Below are 18,185 nucleotides of genomic sequence, written 5' to 3'. Positions count from 1 at the left end.
AAATATAAAATTTAAGTATAAACCCCTATCTAACTACAATGTATAATTCATCTACTTTAGTTTTCTGATAATTTTTGGAATTTTTTTAATTCATTTACGCTAAACATTAAGTCTAATAGTATTTCTATAGTTATTATAGGAACTATAATTACCCATGCATTAATCAATCTATAATAAAATGAATTTATAATGGGCTGTATATAATAAACTGTAAGTAGACTCAACCCTGTCCAATATATAGAAAATCTTGCACTTATTAATCCTTGAAAGTTATATTTTAAATTAGAATAATCCCAATAAGTTTTATTAAAGCTCTGTTTTAACATATATCCACTTAAATATTCTACAGTGGTTGGTATTATTAGACATAATAAAGACATAACAAATATATTAGGATTAAAAATAATCTTGAAAGCTATTAAGAAGCTTAATGCAAATCCATACATTGGTTTAAAAGGCCCTACTAGAAATCCATCCTTTTGAAAATGTCCTTTTATGAAGTAGCAATATACATTCTCTAATATCCACCCAAACAACGAGTAAATTACAAAATTAAATAACATTAACATAACTAAATACATTTATATCCCTACCTTTACTAATGAATTAGTATTAGTATTAGTTTTTTTTAATGTATTTATTTATACTTTATAATTATATTTCTATGTTTGTTTAAAATATCTTAATCTGTAAGTATTCATAGCTGTATATCCTAGCTTTTCAACTAATTTATAGTTTGCCACAGCTCCCACTGCTGCTCCTATAATAGGTACTATCTGAAGTAGCTTAGCTAAATCTATATAATCTCTATACTCCTGTTGAAAAGTTCTCCAATCAAATTTTTCCTTGTCTTTAGGCAGAGTCTTTAAATAATCTTCCCAATTGTTTAAAATATTAAATACTTCTATTCTTCTTTTATCACTACAAAAGGCAATTTGGAATACATAAAGTATGTATAATCTCTCAGTATAATTTGCTACATCATAACCATATATGCTTGCCGCTTCAAATAAAAGTTTCATTTTAAAGCCTATAAGTATTGGGAAATCAGCCATACTTGCTACAAATCCCGCTGCCCCCGTACTTGCTCCACTTATAGTTGCAGCTTTCTTATAAAAGCCTATTTTCTCTTTAACTAATGTTTCCCTATAGGATAATGGGGCATAAAATATAGGCTCCATAGTAGTATACTCTGAACCAAAGATAACGACCTTAACCATATTCTTTATAGCTTCAGTAATTATACTATGAAATTTTTCTGGGATGTAGCTATTAATTTTATCTTGTGCCTTTTTAGATATTGTGCCTCCTATACTTGGCCTTTTGGTCATTTTCTTTTTCCAATGCTGTAATTCTCCATATACTATACTTTCATATGAGTTCATATATATCCCCTTACATCTGATTTTATATTTTTTTAGCAACTAAGGTAAAAGTTTTTGGTATTCCCTTATCAAACATTTCCGAAGATAAGTTGGGCTCTTCTGTTAATGATTTAATAACTAAACCTCCATTAGCTACTTCGGTAACAATTTCTCCAATATTCCACTTTCTTAGCATCACTTTCTTAGATTCTTCCCCATGTTTTAAATATTTTGAATAAGCTATTTCCTTTTCTTCTAAGGAGACATCAAAATAATCTCCTGTAACCTTATGTTTACGAACCTTTGCTGTACTTCCTCTTGAAGTAATAAGCTTTGTTGATACTGGATGAAAATCTCTAAGCACAAATATTCCATTAGGTGCTAATAGCTTATATATTACATTTATAAATGGAGATAGATCTGTAAAATAATGCAATATACCCATTTCTGCAAAAACTATGTCATAATCTTCTTTCAGTTCCCCCGATGGAATATTTAACACATCACTCAATATATAATTAATCTTAACCTGAGCCTGCTCTGCAAGTTCCATAGCATATCTCCTATTTCCCTCTGAAAAGTCAACTACACTCACCTCTGCACCTAACAAAGTTAATGCTACGGCTTTGTTTCCATTAGATCCCATCAAGTTCATAATTTTTTTACCTTTAATATCTCCAAACTTTTCATAAAGTACAGAAAGAGGTTTTATTGGATTGTCTTTAATTTTCTCTGCCGCCTCTCTTGGCTCTCCAAATCTCTGAATCCATGCCTCATAGCTCTTGTTCCAAGCCTCCTCATTTGAATCTATACAAACCTTATTATCTATGATTATACTTTCTCTTTCATTTAACTCTTCTATATCTATATGATCACTCATCTAAAATCCTCCTGTCTTTTATAGTTAACACTTAATTTTAATTTTACACTTATATAAATTAATTATTTAGGGTAAAATTAATGTAACTATTATATCACAATGAATTAATAATATATTAGGAGATTTTAAATATGCAATATTTAATATATGATTTAGAGTTTAATCAAGGATATAATGATAATCCTCATTATAATGATTCTAATCCTAAATGTCCCTTTGAAATAGTTCAAATTGGAGCTGTAAAATTAGATGAAGATTTTAATATTATTTCTACTTTAAATAAAATTATTAAACCCAAAATTTACCCAGTTCTCCACCCCTATGTTGAAAAGATAACCAACCTATCCACTAAAGAATTAAGCCATGGTGAAGATTTTGAAGATGCTTATGAAGATTTACTAACCTTTCTAGGAAATGAAGAAACTATACTTTGTGTATGGGGTGTTATAGATATAAAGGAATTGTTTAGAAATATAATCTATTATCAGCTTTCCTCAAAGAATATTCCTAAACAATATATAAATATTCAAAAGCATGCCTCTACCTACTTTAACTCTCCCAAGGGATCCAGTATTGGATTACGCACCTCAGTTGAACTATTAAACATACCTATAAATGATGATTTTCATAATGCACTTAGTGATGCACACTATACAGTAGAAGTATTTAAGAGAATCTATAGTCCCTCTATGAAACCAACTACATACACATTTAATAAAATCTCTAGGAAATCTCAACAAAAAGAAGACCTTGATACTGAAGGATTGATAAAACAATTTGAAAAAATGTATAATCGTCAAATGACTGAAGAAGAAATATCTATAATTAAACTAGCCTATATTATGGGGAAAACAAATCAATTCCAAAAACATAGATCACCATAAAAGCTGTTGACAAAAATACTATCAACAGCTTAAATCTATTTATTCTTTTACCCAATAATTCTTACAATCATCTGATCTATCCATAAATCCATACTCAATAAGCGCTCTTCTTAAAGTAGCATAATCCTCATAAATTCTCTTTAAAATTCTATTTATTTCTTTTTCTGAGTACATAGTGTCTCTCTTAAAGTTTTTCATTATATGGTCTAATACAATTATCTTTTTCTTTTCTTTTGATGGGTAATTCTTTAAAGCTCCATATTCAGTGATGTGTGCTTTAATAGTAGATAATTTTTCAGCCTCTGTTATATTATATCTATCATCTAAGGTGGTAGCAGTCTTATGAGCATCACAGATAACGTCCCTATCAAGTGTATTTATCTCCTTATTCGTATTCTCTGAAAGGAGTTCCATCATTGATAGAAATAATCTTGCTTGTTTCTCTTTTTCTCTAAGTTTATATCTATGATTCCTTATAGTTGATTGAGCTATTTTTAATTTACTAGAAATATCCTTATCTGACATTCCTCTCGAAAATAATAGTAGAAGCTCTTGCTGTGATCCTGTTAGTCCTGTAAAATCTCTATTCATTTCTAGTAGATATTTTAACATAGATTCATGGCTACTTCTTATATGAAGTCTTGCTGCTTTTTTTGCATCATATAATTCATCTTGAATATTGTATATCTTTCCTTTTGTAAAAATCTCTCCACAAATTATACATTGCAAAGTTTCTTCACTTTCAGTATATCCCCTCTTTATTTCCTCAATGGTTGAACTCCAAAATAATTCATTTAAGTTACCTTCCATAAAAATCACCTCTCAAATACATTATATAAACATTTATTTATTTTGTCTATATTTGTATAAACTATTTTGCCATAAGTTTATCATTTTCGATTAATGTAAGATATGAAAAAATTTCTAGAATCATATATTTAATTCTAGAAACTTCTTTAATTCATGTACAGCTATAATGATATATTTATTTTATAATTGCTCCTGATCTCATTCATTAGTCTATAGCTTGCTTACTAAACCTATATTCTCCTTCTACTTTTATGAAAGGTATTTTACTATCTGGATCTTCAATTATATTGTTATAAAGCTCACATATAAAATATTCATTCCTTGGAATTAATCCTCTTAACTACATTATTACACTGCTTTATAAATTCTATAGGTGTCCAAAATTGCTTTTTTTCTAGATATATAATTTTATTTTTTATATAATCGCAAATATTAATATTTTTCTTTATTATATATCTTTGAAATTCATCCCTATCTGGTACCACAATAGCATAGCTTATTCCTAAATCTAACTCATTTCGTACCATAGATATATGTAATCCATCACTTTCAAATCCAAGTATCTTCTTTAAATTCCTACCTCTAAAATATATTCTAACACCTGGCTTATATTTTATATTAACATCATCTGGAATTTTCCCATACTGCTTAGATGCCACAACAATTTCAGAGTTAACACTCTCAGCAGTACATAAATCTATATATTCAAAGTAATCAATTGGCTCTCCTAATAGATCTCTAACACTTTTTATATGCTTTTCCTCTTTCTTTAATTGGCTATAACTAAGTAGCTTTCCATCATGTAAAATATCTATAAAACTCTCTAATGGTGTAGAATGACATAATAGCTCTTCATCATCAATTAAATATAATTCTTCACTATTTTCTATATAACTCTTAAGTTGTTTATTAAAATTCTGAAAGTCTTTAACAAACTTTGACCATATAATATTATTTCTTCCATTGTTATTTTCATATTTAACATTTAATGCTATTCTTTTATAATCTTTAGGTACACCTACACACCATATTCCAGATTTACTTCTTCCCATAAATATTTCACTTTCGGTTATACATAACAGAGATTCAAATCCCAATTCTTTTGCCTTTGCCTCAGCCTCTGTTTGATTCTGTGGATAATTTTTTCTTGAAAAATAATTAATCATTTTTAATTGCTCTCATTTCTATGACCTTATCATATAAAAATGGTTGTATTAGTGGATAGGTTAAATTATCAGGCATTTCATCAAACAACCTTACTTCTCCAATTTCAGAATCTGGTAGTTGTCCCATTTCACTGATTTCTACATAAAAAAGCTGACCATAAGACTCATCATCCAATCTCTCTACTGAATAAATACATATAGGAGTTAATTTAAACTCTCTTGCACCACTTTCCTCCTGCAATTCTCTTGATGCGGCCTCTAATACTTTCTCATTTTTTTCAATGTGACCCCCTGGAATCTCCCATGTGATCCTTTGTCTATGTCTTACAAACACCCATTTATCCCTATACCGTGCCATCATAACTACAAAGGTTAATTTACTCTCTTCTATTTCATCTAAATTATAAAAATTAATTTTAAGCATAAATCATCATCTCCATATCCTGTTTTTTTCAATGTATATATAAAAAAATCCCTAGTTACCTATAATCTAAGGATTAATTTAATTCAATTTATTGTGCTCCTTCCATTTCTAGCTTTAATTTTTTAAAGAATTCATCCATAAAATTCAATCTTTTAACGCCAATTTCTTTTGCTTTTTTTGTATATAACTTTTCTGGTATCTTTTTAAATTTTATTTCATATTCAATAAAAGGAGTGTGTTTTGATACATCCTTTAGCCTTCCATTTTCTACGGTGTTATCTTTAATATAATCTCCTATAGAACTATCTATAATTATCCTTTGCCCAAATTGTCCTGCTAACATAAAAGTTCTAGTTATCCCCACAGCGCCAATAACGTCAAGTTTATCTGAATCAAAAAGTATTTTAGCCTCTATGGTTTTTGGCTCATTTCCAGTTCTGAATCTGTGAGCGGTAATGCAGTGCTTTATACTGTTAATTTTTTCATCTTCATATTCTAAATTTCTAAGAATATCTTCTGCTATATTACTTCCTAAAATTGCATGATCAATTTCTCCTGTTTTATCTTCACTTTCCTTTACTCTTGCAATATCATGCAGTAAAGCTGCTGGGATAAGTACTTCTAAATCTACATTTCTCTCATATTTTGCAATTAATAAACATAAATTATAAACTCTAAATACATGATCTAAATTGTGTGCTGAGCAAGTTAATTCCTCTTTAACAATGTCCATGATTTTTTTATGTCTCTCATTAATATTCATATATACCTCCAAATAAATTACAATGATTACATAAATTATCATAACAAACATGTGTTCTGTTTTCAATAGGATATATTCTTATTTTTTATACTAAGTTTCTATAATATAGCAATCTCTCAGTTGCAATTTCTTTATCCTCTATAATTTCACTCTTTAAAATGGTTTCTTGAAAATTAAATCCAAGCTTCTCTATACACTTTTGGGAATTAATATTTTCTAGTCTTATAGTTGCTCTAAGCCTAAAATACTCTCCTTCTAATTTAATAAGCTCTATTAAATTATTAACTACCATTGGTAATATTTCACGTCCCCAATAATCCTCATTTAGCGCATATCCTAAAGTCAAAACTCCTAACTCCTCTTTTTTTAGAAATCTTACTACACCTATAAGTTTTTTTAAATATTCATCATAAATTCCCAAGTATAGATTATTTCCGACTTTCATACGCTGTTCTATAATTTTTATAAATTCTTCAGTATCATTTATAGATTTGTGTACTTTCCTTACCACATATTTTGCTATCTTTTCATTACTATAAAGCTGAAAAAGAGCTTCTGTATCAGCTTTACTAATATATTTAACTGTGTATTTATCTGAAATTTTGATTGGTAAACTATCTTCTATAATTTTAATCATTGTACTCTCCTCTGTAAAAATTATTTTTAAAATTTAATCTATGCTCTCTCCAAATATATTTATAAACTCTAAATTCTCTGGTCCTTTATAAATAAAATAACTTCTAGTCTTTCTATTATGAGTAATTTCTATTAATGGAGTTTCCTTAGAAATTAAAACTTCTATACTTCCATTTAACTTATTAAGCTCTATCCGATATGCTTTTCCCATTATTGCATCATAAGATAGGTCTTTATATTGAATTCTTCCTAACTGAAAAGTATCAAAATAATTATGAAGTTCTTCTATTTTATTTTCTCTTCCTGTTATCCCTAAATCAAAATTCATCTCATACTCATTAGCTTTTGTATGCTTCCCTTCATACCAAACTGCTACGGTAGAGGTTTGGGTATGTTTAAAGGCTTCTTTTAATACCTGATTTATAGATTTAAACTTAAAGGTTCTATATACTCCAAGCATAGCCATTATTATGAATAGAACTAAGAACATGGATAAGAATATTTTTATTTCCTTATTTATCCCAAATTTATCCACATTAAAACTTATATCATAAGCTCTATTATCAATTTTATCTTTTAATATGTTTTCTAATTCTAACATAATACTTTCACTTAAACCAAAAGCTATCTCTTTTGGTTTAATGCCCTTTTTACCTGATAAATAACTTATCTTTATTTCATAAAAATTATTCTTTTTATAATCCCAATTTTCTATTCTACTCCAAGGAATAAATCTCCCCTTTATAAACATTCCATCTTTTAATATAAAATTATACTGATATAAATGAATTCCTGCACTGAAAAATAAAATTGAGATGGAAACATCAAATATATTGCCATTAGGTATAGTTCTAATCATTGTGATTGCTCCAAATATCAGTATCAAAATAATTCTCCAATTTGATACTTCAATCTTCTTTTTTTCCTTTTGCATCTTTACCATAACTATTTGGTAAAGTAAATAGCAAAGACTTATTGATAATACTATAGATGCCATTGAAAAGAATACTAGATTAAATATATATTCCCTAAAATACATTTCTCTTCCTCCATATTTTTTTCTCAATAAGGTAATTAAATAATCTTTTAAATTTCCAACCATCACTTAAATGCCATGATGTTTTAGGACTGAAATCATTTATAAAAATGTTGCCATAGTTATTATAAATATCAGCCGATTCATACCATATCCTCCTCTTAAATGAGTTTACAACAATTTTACCATATATAAGTAAATTTTAGTTATTTATACCATAAATAATATAAAATCCTCACTTCAATGTTACAAACATCAAATGAGGATTTTTTACACAGGCTCAAAGTATAATCTCATATCAAAGTAGCTCTATCCTGTATGAAATCTATATCTTCTTTTATAGTTTTATGGTTTTATGGTTTTATGGTTTTATGGTTTTATGGTTTTATGGTTTTATGGTTTTATTTTATCATACCTTGGAATTTATAATAAAAAATATAATTTAAGATTCTTTCATCCTAAAGATTAAATCATAGATTATAATATGATTAATTTTTTTTACCTTTTATTAAAAACAATGAATAATCAATTTTTTCTCCTTCTATAATCTTATGATCATAATAAAAAGTATTTGATTCTATATCGTTAAAGCCACCCTTACTTAAAATATTTTTTAAAGCTTCTTGATTAAATCCATTATGACCTCTAAATTCTGGATAATTTTTATGAAAGCTACCATCTTCTTCATCTATGTCAACTATATATAGACATCCACCACTATTAAGAAGTCCATAAAGCTTTTCAATTATACCCTCAATGTCATCAATATGATGTAATACCATAGAGCTATAAATAACATCAAATTTATTCTGTAATACGTCTCCCTTAGATAAATCTAAAAGATATGGTGTCATATTATCTGCATTATACTTATTGATTTTAGACTTTAATATATTTATCATCTCTTCCGAAGAGTCCACAAGGGCAACACTTTTAAATTTATCATAGATATTAAAGCTTATAAGCCCAGTTCCACATCCAAACTCCATGGCAGAACTTTGTCCACTATTTTCTATCGAACCAATCATTTCTTCTGCTATAGTTTTCGCTCTAACAATTCTTTTATCACTATCCCAAGTTTTAGCATAATTATCAAATTCCATAATTAAATTCCTTTCAAAGTTAAGTATTTTTATTTAAGTGTCCTGCTACTTTTTCTACACCTTAATTGAATTGAAATAAGAACATACTATTTAAAATTAGAAATTATTCTTACTCTAAACAATGCATATATTCCTCTACTCTATCCCACTCTACTATAAAACCCTGACCTTTAGAACAAAATATAGAACTTGAGGTGTATTCTGGATCAGCATTTCTATTATACCCTACTTTTTTAATAATTTCTTCCTCATTATGACAATAATCATACCCCTGAAAAATAAAACTAAGGATTCCTTTACCTTTAGTAAATGAAATGAATTCTATACTATAGTTCATAAATGTAGCTACAGGTCCTCTCCCCTTTATAATCACTTTGTCCCCCAAATTTTCTGGTGCCTCAAAGGTACCATTGAATCTTTGTATATCTGATAATACCCTCCCCATATAATCCAATTCAACTTCTATCCTAAACTGATAATAAGGTTCAAGTATTACATTTTCACTTTTTTCCAACCCTTGCCTTAATGCCCTAATGGTTGCTTCTCTAAAATCCCCTCCACTGGTATGCTTATTATGTGATCTTCCAGTTAAAAGGGTTACCTTTACATCTGTCAACGGAAAACCTGCCAATATCCCTCTATGCTCTCTCTCATAAATGTGAGTACGAACTAAGTTTTGATTTCCATTAGTTAAATTATCTGAATGGCATTTACTCTCAAATGTTATACCACTATTTCTCTCCATAGCTTCTAACTTAAGATGTACCTCAGCATAATGTTTTAATGGCTCAAAATGTCCATAACCCACAACTTGAGACCTAATAGTTTCTTTATAGAGAATTTCACAGGAACCAAACTCCACGAATAAATTAAATCGCTCCTCAATAATATCCTTTAAAACCTGAAGTTGAATTACTCCCATAATTTGAACCTGTATTTCTTGCAATCTTTCATCCCAAGCTACATTTAATATAGGATCTTCTACTTCTAAAATTTTAAAATACCCTAGAACTTCTTTCACATTTATATTCCTTGGAAATATAACCTTAGACTTTAAAGTTGGAATTAATTCATAGTTAATTCTCTCGCTTAATTCACCAGCTCCATCTCCAACCATTGCAGTAGATAATCCTGTAACTGCAAAAATTTCTCCTGCGGAAATTTTATCAACAGTTTTAAACTTACTTCCATTATAAATTCTTATTTGATTAATTTTTTCACATAATCTATTATCTTCACGTCCATAAGTTAATTCCTCTTTAACTCGTAAATTTCCTTTAACAGCCTTTATATAAGTTATTCGACCTCCATTCTCATCATGGCGTATTTTAAATACTCTACCCTCAAATCTGCCTTCATCACTGTATTCTGTATAGGTTAATTCATGAAGATTTTTTATAAATTTCTCTATTCCTATATGCTGTAGAGCTGAACCACTATGACATGAGAATATTCTATTTTCTTTAATCATTATTTTTATAGAACTTAACCATAACCCTTCTTCATATCCTCCTTCTAAATATTTCTGAAGAAGGCTTTCATCTCTTTCTGCAATAAATTCTATAAGCTCTTCCGACATCTCTTTATTATTTAGTTCTCTATCAATAAAACAAACATCCTCTGTAAGCTTAGCCCTTATCTCTTTTAATACTCTTTTATCATCTGCACCTTCCCTATCGATTTTATTTATAAAGAAAAAAGTTGGAATCTGATGCTTTCTAAGTAACCTCCACACTGTTTCTGTATGTGCCTGTACCCCTTCAACTCCACTTATTATGATAATAGCATAATCCATAATCTGCATTGCTCTCTCCATTTCTGGTGAAAAATCTACATGACCTGGAGTATCCATTAAATAATAGGTATCTTCTTTATATTTAAAAACTCCTTGCTCTGAAAATATTGTAATACCTCTTTCTCTCTCTATGATGTTATTATCTAAAAAAGCATCTTTATGATCTACCCTTCCTCTAGTTCTTATACTATTAGTTATATAAAGTAACTCTTCAGCTAATGTAGTTTTTCCAGAATCTACATGAGCTAATAATCCTATAGTTTTCTTCATTTTAGCACCTCTATTATATTTTCCATCCTAACTGTTCAATTTGATTATATTTGGAATACCATCCATTCTTTCCTGCTAATTCATCTGGTGTTCCTGTTTCTACAATCTTTCCATTTTCTAAAAGTACAACTTCATCAGCATCGATAATTCCAGATATTCTATGACTTATAGTAAGAATAGTCCTATACTTGGAAATTTCTTTTAAGGTTTTAAATACCTTTTGCTCTGTTAGTGCATCTAGTCCTGATGTAACCTCATCTAAAAGTAGTATAGGTGGATTACACACTAATGCACAAGCAAGAGTTAATAACTGATATTGCCCGTTAGATAGCTGAATCTCCCCCTCCCCAATGACAGTTTCATATCCATTGGGTAATTTTATGATGTCCTTATGCAATCCAACAGTTTTGGCCGCAGCTATAACCTGTTCATCTGTAATTGTATCATCATATAAGGTAATTGCCTCCTTAATAGTTCCATCATATATATGAATAGATTGTGGCACTATACCTATAATTCTTCGACGTAGATTTGCTGGCATTAAAAACGGGTCAAATTCTCCTATTTTTATATCCCCTGTTTTAGGCTTGTATAATCCTGCTATAAGATTAAGAATAGTACTTTTCCCTGCTCCAGTTCTTCCAACTAAGGCAACCTTAGTTCCAGCCTTTATATTAATAGAAATACCATTAACCACTTGCTTTTCATCTGAATAGAAAAATGAAATGTTATTTACGGATATAGCTATATCATCAAAGTTTTTATCTATAAATAAATTTCTTGAGTTCTTATCTTCAGGTGCCACATCTCTTACTTCTTCCTCTAATTCATCAAATTCATTTATTCTTTTTAGTCCTGAAACCGCTTCTTGTATTGTTTGAAATTCCATAGCTATAGATTCAATAGGAGCAAGCATTCTAGATATTAAGTCAACCGCTGCTGCAATTGCTCCCATAGTCAATCCTAGTGTACCTAATCCTGTTGGAGCTGATATAATCACAGCTATAGTAATAACAGTTGCTCTAAGCACCTGCATTAAGCAAGGAAATACTGAATCAAAGATACTTGTTTTATTAACTGCTTCTATATTTTCATTTAATGGTTCTTGAAAATCATCTATGAACTGTCTTTCCATACCGAAAACTTTCACTGTTCTAATTCCATTAAATAATTGTTGTATGAAACCATTAATTTTACTTACAGCCTTACGAACTTCCATTTGTGCTTTAAAGGTAGAGTTTTTAAAGAATTTAGCCAACAGATATATTATAGGAACTAGAATTATCACATACATCATTAAATATGGACTTAATATATATAGAGATATTAATATTCCTAATGCCTTTAATCCATCTGCCAACATTCCTATTATTCCGGTAGTAAATAGAGTTCCCACAGCATCCACATCAGATGTAAAATAGCTCATTATTCCTCCCACACTATTATTAGAAAAATATGATATAGGAAGCCTACTTAATTTTTTCCCCATATTAAGTCTTATATTAGAAAGTATATTTTGTCCTATAATTGCCATCATAAATTCTCGTAGAAAATCAGCCATACCACTTATGATTACAGCCATTAGATAAAGCCAAGACAATTTCCAAACACCTTCACTTATCCCTTTTGAAATATTATTATCTATAATATTTTTTAAAATTTGAGGTGGAAGTAATTGCATAGCAATTCCCATGATAATAGCTAAAATTAAGCCTATTATAGCTAATGGCCTATTTTTACAAGTACTTTTAATTGCCGTAGTTACTGTTTTATTTCTTTTCATATTACTCACCACCCCCTATAAAACTTTGTGAATCTATAATTTTATTATAGATTCCTTGAGAATTAACAAGCTCTTCATGGGTACCTCTTTCTACTATTTTCCCCTTATCTAATACTATAACCCCATCAGTGTACTTAAACATATTAAGCCTATGGGAAAAAATAAATATAGTTCTATTTTGAATATTCTTTCGTAATTTCTGAATAATTTTCTTTTCAGTACCTATATCTATAGCTGAAAATGGATCATCCAATATTACGATATTAGCATCTTTATATAGGGCTCTAGCTAAAGCTATTCTTTGTCTTTGTCCCCCTGAAACCTTAATACCTTTTTCTCCAACTTCTGTTTTTATACCCTTTTCAAAAATATTGATATCCTGTTTTAATGCTACTATTTTTAATATGTCATCAAGCTTCTCCTCATTAGTATTTCCCCAAGTAATATTCTCCTCTAAACTTTGAGAAAATAGAAAAGAATCATGACCCATATAGGTTATAGTAGCTAATTTATCTTCATAGGATATATTTCTTAACTCAACATCATCTAAAAATATATCTCCTTCATAATCATAAAGGCCAGTTAATGCAAGTGCTAAAGAAGTTTTACCTGAACCCACAGCACCAGTAATTCCTACTATCATTCCACCAGATAAATCCATTGAAAGATTTTCTACAGCATACCTATCTCCTGTTGGGTATTTAAAACATAGATTTTTAATTTTTATTCTGTGAGGATCAAGACTATTTTTCTTTGGATAGTCCTGTAATGTATTGTTGGTTAATAAAGTTTTAACTCTATCCCAAGAAGCCTTAGCTCCTTGTTGAATATTAAAAACCTTAGCAGCTGTAGTAGTTCTAGTTGCTAGTGATAAAAACATAGTAATATACGCAGTAAATGTTCCTATGCTCCAACTTTCATTTATAACTTTCTCTCCACCTAATGCTATAACTATGAGAATTCCTACTGTTGCTAAAGATGCATAAATCGGTGCTAACCCATTTTTCAGCACTGTAGCCACCGCTGTTTTATTAGCTTGAATTTTTAACTTTTCTTCTAACCTTTCCAACTCTCCTTCTTCTCTTCCAAATAATCGTAAAATATTAATTTCAGAAATCATTTTTCTAATTTGGTTAGTGGTTCTACCATTAGCTTTTCTTGAAGCCTTAGCTTTCAAACTCACAACTTTTTTCATTCTCTGAGCCAATATAATAACTAAAGGAATTGGTATAGATGCTATTAAAGTTATTCTTATATCATAGATCATCAGTGTAACAAAGTAAGCAATCATGAGTACCCAAGTATCCCATAATTCAGTGATGGTTTTTCTTACAGCTTCCACTACAATGTCGACATCCCCAATAGTCTTCGACATCATATCTCCTATTTTTTGTTTCTCTACATTATTTAAATCGTCCTGTAATATACTTCCCATTATACCTATACGCATATCTCCACTAATGCCGTTTGCCATATTTCTTACATAATATCTCTTGAAGAATCTAGCTATTTGAAACCCTAAAGTAATTCCTATAAATTGCAACCCAGCGCCAATTATATCATCTATGCCTTTAGAAGAAATAGCTGCATCCAGTAACTTTCCTTGAAAGATAGGACCAAATACAATTGCTGTATTAAAAACTATTCCTGTAATAGCTGTTATCCAAAACTGCCTTTGATATTTTATAATATATGATATTAATTTTTCTCCATTTTTAGGTGGCGCAAATATTGTATTGTTTTTATTCCTCATAGTAATCCCCCATTTATTATTCTTCTCTTATCGGCCAATAAAATTTAAGTCCAATCTTCTCCATTCCTTTTTTCTGTTTATACGAAACATCTAAGGTTACTTCTTTGGGTATTTCTATATTCTTATCCATATCTTTTATTATAGAATTTACAGTATTTGTTGAACTTAATTTGTCTAGTTTATCTTTTAATTCCTCAATTAAAACCTTAAAATTATCCCTTTTATATTCAGAATAACTAACATTTGACTCAGAAATATTATAATTTAAGGACACTCCTGCAGCTATCCAGTCTATAATGGCTTTTTTACTCATTCTCCATTCTCTTCCTATTTTTCTAGCAGGTATACTCTCTTCTCGAAGCAGTTTTAACATAGTTTTTTCTCCTACTTCTAATAATTCACACACTTCTTGTAAATTTAAAATCTCTTTTTCCAAAATATTCACCCCTATTTTTTTATCCGATGGCTATCATCCGTAACACTCCCATCCTATTTAAGTGGGAGATAGTAGAATTCCTAAGCTTCAACTGGCGAAAGTATTCATATATAAGCAAACTACATCTAAAGCTAAGAATCACTTGATAATTATATTATATATCTCATAAATTTATATTCAACAACTAACTGTACTTAATATGATTTTGACTGTATTTAGTACTATTTTGATTGTATCTTGAAAAAATTCAATGTACTAACCTATAATTCTTATATATTTATTCATATGTTAAAAATTACATTATTTTAATTATTGCTCTACTCTAATTATATTTTTATAATTCTTCACAAATTACAAATATTTGAAGATACCTTAATATAGTTATAAAAGCTTTTACCATAAAACCTCTCTAAAACCATTGACAAAACCTCTCCTATATTCTAAAATGTTTTTAAAATTGAATAATGTTCTTATCAAGAAAGGCGGAGGGACTGGCCCTATGAAGTCTTGGCAACAGCTTATATGCAATGTGCCAAATCCAGCAGGTTTATCCTGAGAGATAAGAAGAGCTAATAATAATAATGTTTAGTTACCCTCTTTTATCTTTACAGATAAAAGGGGGTTTTGCTTTGAAATAAAATTTTAGACATATGACACAAAATAGACTAGGATACTAACTAGCTATTTTTTAATATGCCTTATTAGGAGGATAAAGTAATGGCATTAATTTTAAGTAAAGAGTTACCTTATATTGACGAATTAATAACCAATGGCATAGATGTTATCTTTAAAGAAAACTGGAGAAAAGAGCAAGAACTATCAGTTGCTATATTAAATCTAATGCCTAATAAGATCGAAACAGAATTACAATTATTAAAATCTATAGGCCATAATGAAAAAAATATATGGGTAGATTTTATATATACAAAAACCCACAAGCCTACCCATGTATCTGAGAGCCATTTAAATGACTTTTACACTACTTTTTCGTCAATGGAGTTTTCAAAATATAATGGCCTAATAGTAACAGGAGCACCAGTGGAAAAAATGGATTTTACTGATGTTAATTACTGGAATGAATTAGAAGAAATAATGAATTTTGCCCATAAAAATATAAAGTCAACTCTTTATATATGTTGGGGGGCACAAGCTGCTCTGTATCATTTTTACAATATAAATAAATATCCTTTAGAGAAAAAAGCCTTTGGAGTATTTTCTCATAGAATAGTAAATCCTAATCCCTTAGTTCAAGGTATAAAAGATGAATTTTATGCTCCACACTCACGTCATACCTATATAGATAGGAAGGATATATTAAAGATATCAGAGCTTAGTATATTATCAGACTCTAGTGAAGTAGGTCCTTTTTCTATCACCTCAAAGGATTATAAAAATGTCTTATTTCTAGGTCATATCGAATATGATAAAGAGATATTAAAAAATGAGTATTTTAGGGATTTAAGTAAGGGGTTACCTATAAATATTCCTGATAATTATTTTGAGAATCATAATCCTAATTTAGGTATAAAAGAGCTTTGGAAAGAATCTCGAAATCTATTGTTTTCAAATTGGATAAATTTACTATAATATAATTTTATTTACTATTATTGACAACAAATAATTTTCCTGTTAAAATAATTAAAGTTAGTATAATTTAACTTTGAGTTTATAAATACTAAACTTTTCTATATTTTTTAAGGAGGTCACATGAGTGAAGCATTTTTATTAGTTAAATATTTGTCTGTTGGATAGAATTAAAATTAATTTACGGAGGGATTTATTATGAAAATTGAACAATTAGGTAGACATATTTTAGTAGAGTATTATAACTGCGATATAGAACTCTTAAAGGATCATGCTATTATCGAAGAATATATGAAACAAGCTGCAATTGAGGCTAATGCAACAATAGTCACAAGTTGCTTTCATAAATTTAATCCCTGGGGAGTCAGCGGTGCTGTAATAATCCAGGAATCTCATCTTACTATACACACTTGGCCAGAGTATGGCTATGCTTCAGTAGACTTATTTACCTGTGGTGATACTGTTAACCCATGGTTAGGATTTGCTTATCTTGAAAAAGTTCTGAAGGCTGAACGAAGTGAATCCACAGAGGTTGCAAGAGGCTTAATTGATAAGGTGAAAACCTTTAGTCATGGTGCTTATGACCATATGAAAATGAACTATAAGATGGAGGCTTAAGTGATATGGCTAATATGGAATTATGGTATACAGAAAATCAAACTGACAACGTAAATTTTTCAATGAAAGTTAAAAATCACCTTTACTCTTCTCAAAGTAACTTTCAAAAAATAGATATCTTAGATACTTATGAGTTTGGTAAAGTTCTTGTTATAGATAACTGGACAATGGTTACTGAAAAAGATGAATTTATTTATCATGAAATGATATCTCATGTAGCTATGGCAATAAATCCTGATATTAAAAATGTACTAGTAATCGGTGCTGGTGATGGCGGTACTGTAAGAGAGTTAACTCGATATACAACTATAGATAATATAGATATGATTGAAATAGATGAACAAGTAGTTAAAGTCTGTGAAGAATTTTTACCTATCACTGCCAATAAATTGAGAGATGCTCGTGTTAATTTATATTTTGAAGATGGAATAGAATTCATTAAATGCAAAGAAAATAAATATGACTTAATTATAGTAGATTCTACAGACCCCATTGGACCTGGCGAAGGTCTATTTACAAAAGAATTCTACAATGATTGCTTTACTTCCTTAACTGAAAAAGGAATATTAATAAATCAATGTGAAAGTCCTTATTATCCTAATAATTCAAAAGAAATGAGGAGATCTTTTACAAAACTTAAAGAATTATTCAATATATGTGAAGCTTATCAATATCACATGCCAACCTATCCATCTGGACATTGGATGTTCTGTTTTGCATCGAAATTTTTTCATCCAATAAAAGATTTCAATGCCGATTGTTGGAATTCTCTAAATATTGATACAAAATATTATAATACTGACTTACATCTAGGAGCTTTCGCACTACCAAACTATGTTAAAGAACTTCTAGTCCATGATATAAATTAATTTAAAATATA

At 29.2% G+C, this 18,185-nt stretch carries 18 protein-coding genes and 1 riboswitch; of the genes, 4 read left to right on the top strand and 14 right to left on the bottom strand.

Going from position 1 to position 18,185, the window contains the following annotated elements; translation table 11 throughout:
* Positions 1-56: 56 nt before the first annotated feature.
* The 3 genes from ACI48Q_RS04320 to ACI48Q_RS04310 form a co-directional block, all read right to left on the bottom strand.
* Complete coding sequence (locus ACI48Q_RS04320; RefSeq protein ID WP_474917816.1) at positions 57-581, bottom strand: putative ABC transporter permease; 525 nt, start codon at positions 579-581, stop codon at positions 57-59.
* A gap of 81 nt (positions 582-662) precedes the next feature.
* The gene (locus ACI48Q_RS04315; protein ID WP_474917815.1) at positions 663-1,385 is read right to left on the bottom strand and encodes an EcsC family protein; all 723 of its coding nucleotides are present in this window, start codon (positions 1,383-1,385) and stop codon (positions 663-665) included.
* A 22-nt stretch (positions 1,386-1,407) separates the two neighbouring features.
* Positions 1,408-2,244, bottom strand: coding sequence for a class I SAM-dependent methyltransferase (locus ACI48Q_RS04310; protein ID WP_474917814.1), 837 nt, complete (start codon positions 2,242-2,244; stop codon positions 1,408-1,410).
* A 131-nt stretch (positions 2,245-2,375) separates the two neighbouring features.
* On the opposite strand from ACI48Q_RS04310, the gene ACI48Q_RS04305 reads away from it, so the two are divergent.
* Positions 2,376-3,128 (top strand): 3'-5' exonuclease, encoded by a 753-nt coding sequence (locus ACI48Q_RS04305; protein WP_474917813.1) that lies wholly within the window; start codon positions 2,376-2,378, stop codon positions 3,126-3,128.
* A 39-nt stretch (positions 3,129-3,167) separates the two neighbouring features.
* On the opposite strand, the gene ACI48Q_RS04300 is transcribed toward ACI48Q_RS04305, so the two are convergent.
* The 11 genes from ACI48Q_RS04300 to ACI48Q_RS04250 all read right to left on the bottom strand — a co-directional run bounded on the left by ACI48Q_RS04300 (position 3,168) and on the right by ACI48Q_RS04250 (position 15,103).
* The gene (locus tag ACI48Q_RS04300) at positions 3,168-3,938 is read right to left on the bottom strand and encodes a DUF2087 domain-containing protein (protein WP_474917812.1); all 771 of its coding nucleotides are present in this window, start codon (positions 3,936-3,938) and stop codon (positions 3,168-3,170) included.
* A 314-nt stretch (positions 3,939-4,252) separates the two neighbouring features.
* On the bottom strand, positions 4,253-5,104 hold the full coding sequence (locus ACI48Q_RS04295; RefSeq protein ID WP_474917811.1) for a hypothetical protein: 852 nt from the start codon (positions 5,102-5,104) through the stop codon (positions 4,253-4,255).
* Entirely contained in the window at positions 5,097-5,528 is a 432-nt protein-coding gene (locus ACI48Q_RS04290) for an NUDIX hydrolase (RefSeq protein WP_474917810.1), read from the bottom strand. Before ACI48Q_RS04290 ends, ACI48Q_RS04295 begins: the two co-directional genes overlap by 8 nt.
* Positions 5,529-5,616: 88 nt before the next feature.
* The gene (locus tag ACI48Q_RS04285; RefSeq protein WP_474917809.1) at positions 5,617-6,291 is read right to left on the bottom strand and encodes an HD domain-containing protein; all 675 of its coding nucleotides are present in this window, start codon (positions 6,289-6,291) and stop codon (positions 5,617-5,619) included.
* Between the two features lie 85 nt (positions 6,292-6,376).
* On the bottom strand, positions 6,377-6,928 hold the full coding sequence (locus ACI48Q_RS04280) for a GNAT family N-acetyltransferase (RefSeq protein WP_474917808.1): 552 nt from the start codon (positions 6,926-6,928) through the stop codon (positions 6,377-6,379).
* 33 nt (positions 6,929-6,961) lie between these two features.
* Positions 6,962-7,966: a hypothetical protein gene (locus ACI48Q_RS04275; RefSeq protein ID WP_474917807.1), complete on the bottom strand. Its 1,005-nt coding sequence runs from the start codon at positions 7,964-7,966 to the stop codon at positions 6,962-6,964.
* 485 nt (positions 7,967-8,451) lie between these two features.
* A complete protein-coding gene (locus tag ACI48Q_RS04270; RefSeq protein ID WP_474917806.1) occupies positions 8,452-9,066 on the bottom strand; it encodes a class I SAM-dependent DNA methyltransferase in 615 nt (204 codons plus the stop codon).
* A gap of 109 nt (positions 9,067-9,175) precedes the next feature.
* Complete coding sequence (locus ACI48Q_RS04265; RefSeq protein ID WP_474917804.1) at positions 9,176-11,131, bottom strand: GTP-binding protein; 1,956 nt, start codon at positions 11,129-11,131, stop codon at positions 9,176-9,178.
* A 13-nt stretch (positions 11,132-11,144) separates the two neighbouring features.
* The gene (locus ACI48Q_RS04260; RefSeq protein WP_474917803.1) at positions 11,145-12,914 is read right to left on the bottom strand and encodes an ABC transporter ATP-binding protein; all 1,770 of its coding nucleotides are present in this window, start codon (positions 12,912-12,914) and stop codon (positions 11,145-11,147) included.
* A gap of 1 nt (position 12,915) precedes the next feature.
* Positions 12,916-14,667, bottom strand: coding sequence for an ABC transporter ATP-binding protein (locus ACI48Q_RS04255; RefSeq protein ID WP_474917802.1), 1,752 nt, complete (start codon positions 14,665-14,667; stop codon positions 12,916-12,918).
* A 16-nt stretch (positions 14,668-14,683) separates the two neighbouring features.
* Positions 14,684-15,103 (bottom strand): helix-turn-helix domain-containing protein, encoded by a 420-nt coding sequence (locus ACI48Q_RS04250; RefSeq protein WP_474917801.1) that lies wholly within the window; start codon positions 15,101-15,103, stop codon positions 14,684-14,686.
* Positions 15,104-15,570: 467 nt separating this feature from the next.
* Positions 15,571-15,669: riboswitch (SAM riboswitch) on the top strand.
* 151 nt (positions 15,670-15,820) lie between these two features.
* Here ACI48Q_RS04250 and ACI48Q_RS04245 point away from each other — a divergent pair.
* The 3 genes from ACI48Q_RS04245 (at position 15,821) to speE (ending at position 18,174) form a co-directional block, all read left to right on the top strand.
* Positions 15,821-16,690, top strand: a complete 870-nt coding sequence (locus tag ACI48Q_RS04245) for a homoserine O-acetyltransferase/O-succinyltransferase family protein (RefSeq protein ID WP_474917800.1) — start codon at positions 15,821-15,823, stop codon at positions 16,688-16,690.
* A gap of 195 nt (positions 16,691-16,885) precedes the next feature.
* Positions 16,886-17,305: an adenosylmethionine decarboxylase gene (gene speD / locus ACI48Q_RS04240; protein WP_474917799.1), complete on the top strand. Its 420-nt coding sequence runs from the start codon at positions 16,886-16,888 to the stop codon at positions 17,303-17,305.
* 14 nt (positions 17,306-17,319) lie between these two features.
* Positions 17,320-18,174, top strand: coding sequence for a polyamine aminopropyltransferase (gene speE / locus ACI48Q_RS04235; RefSeq protein ID WP_474918332.1), 855 nt, complete (start codon positions 17,320-17,322; stop codon positions 18,172-18,174).
* The last annotated feature ends 11 nt before the right edge of the window (positions 18,175-18,185 follow it).

The sequence above is a fragment of the Clostridium sp. LXY-7 genome (genome assembly GCF_056172015.1).
This window is presented reverse-complemented; position numbering and strand designations above follow the sequence as displayed.

What these genes read in the sequence shown, in the direction of transcription:
- ACI48Q_RS04320 (WP_474917816.1), bottom strand. Translation starts at nt 581, where the DNA reads ATGTATTTAGTTATGTTAATGTTATTTAATTTTGTAATTTACTCGTTG.
- ACI48Q_RS04315 (WP_474917815.1), bottom strand. Translation starts at nt 1,385, where the DNA reads ATGAACTCATATGAAAGTATAGTATATGGAGAATTACAGCATTGGAAA.
- ACI48Q_RS04310 (WP_474917814.1), bottom strand. Translation starts at nt 2,244, where the DNA reads ATGAGTGATCATATAGATATAGAAGAGTTAAATGAAAGAGAAAGTATA.
- ACI48Q_RS04305 (WP_474917813.1), top strand. Translation starts at nt 2,376, where the DNA reads ATGCAATATTTAATATATGATTTAGAGTTTAATCAAGGATATAATGAT.
- ACI48Q_RS04300 (WP_474917812.1), bottom strand. Translation starts at nt 3,938, where the DNA reads ATGGAAGGTAACTTAAATGAATTATTTTGGAGTTCAACCATTGAGGAA.
- ACI48Q_RS04295 (WP_474917811.1), bottom strand. Translation starts at nt 5,104, where the DNA reads ATGATTAATTATTTTTCAAGAAAAAATTATCCACAGAATCAAACAGAG.
- ACI48Q_RS04290 (WP_474917810.1), bottom strand. Translation starts at nt 5,528, where the DNA reads ATGCTTAAAATTAATTTTTATAATTTAGATGAAATAGAAGAGAGTAAA.
- ACI48Q_RS04285 (WP_474917809.1), bottom strand. Translation starts at nt 6,291, where the DNA reads ATGAATATTAATGAGAGACATAAAAAAATCATGGACATTGTTAAAGAG.
- ACI48Q_RS04280 (WP_474917808.1), bottom strand. Translation starts at nt 6,928, where the DNA reads ATGATTAAAATTATAGAAGATAGTTTACCAATCAAAATTTCAGATAAA.
- ACI48Q_RS04275 (WP_474917807.1), bottom strand. Translation starts at nt 7,966, where the DNA reads ATGTATTTTAGGGAATATATATTTAATCTAGTATTCTTTTCAATGGCA.
- ACI48Q_RS04270 (WP_474917806.1), bottom strand. Translation starts at nt 9,066, where the DNA reads ATGGAATTTGATAATTATGCTAAAACTTGGGATAGTGATAAAAGAATT.
- ACI48Q_RS04265 (WP_474917804.1), bottom strand. Translation starts at nt 11,131, where the DNA reads ATGAAGAAAACTATAGGATTATTAGCTCATGTAGATTCTGGAAAAACT.
- ACI48Q_RS04260 (WP_474917803.1), bottom strand. Translation starts at nt 12,914, where the DNA reads ATGAAAAGAAATAAAACAGTAACTACGGCAATTAAAAGTACTTGTAAA.
- ACI48Q_RS04255 (WP_474917802.1), bottom strand. Translation starts at nt 14,667, where the DNA reads ATGAGGAATAAAAACAATACAATATTTGCGCCACCTAAAAATGGAGAA.
- ACI48Q_RS04245 (WP_474917800.1), top strand. Translation starts at nt 15,821, where the DNA reads ATGGCATTAATTTTAAGTAAAGAGTTACCTTATATTGACGAATTAATA.
- speD (WP_474917799.1), top strand. Translation starts at nt 16,886, where the DNA reads ATGAAAATTGAACAATTAGGTAGACATATTTTAGTAGAGTATTATAAC.
- speE (WP_474918332.1), top strand. Translation starts at nt 17,320, where the DNA reads ATGGAATTATGGTATACAGAAAATCAAACTGACAACGTAAATTTTTCA.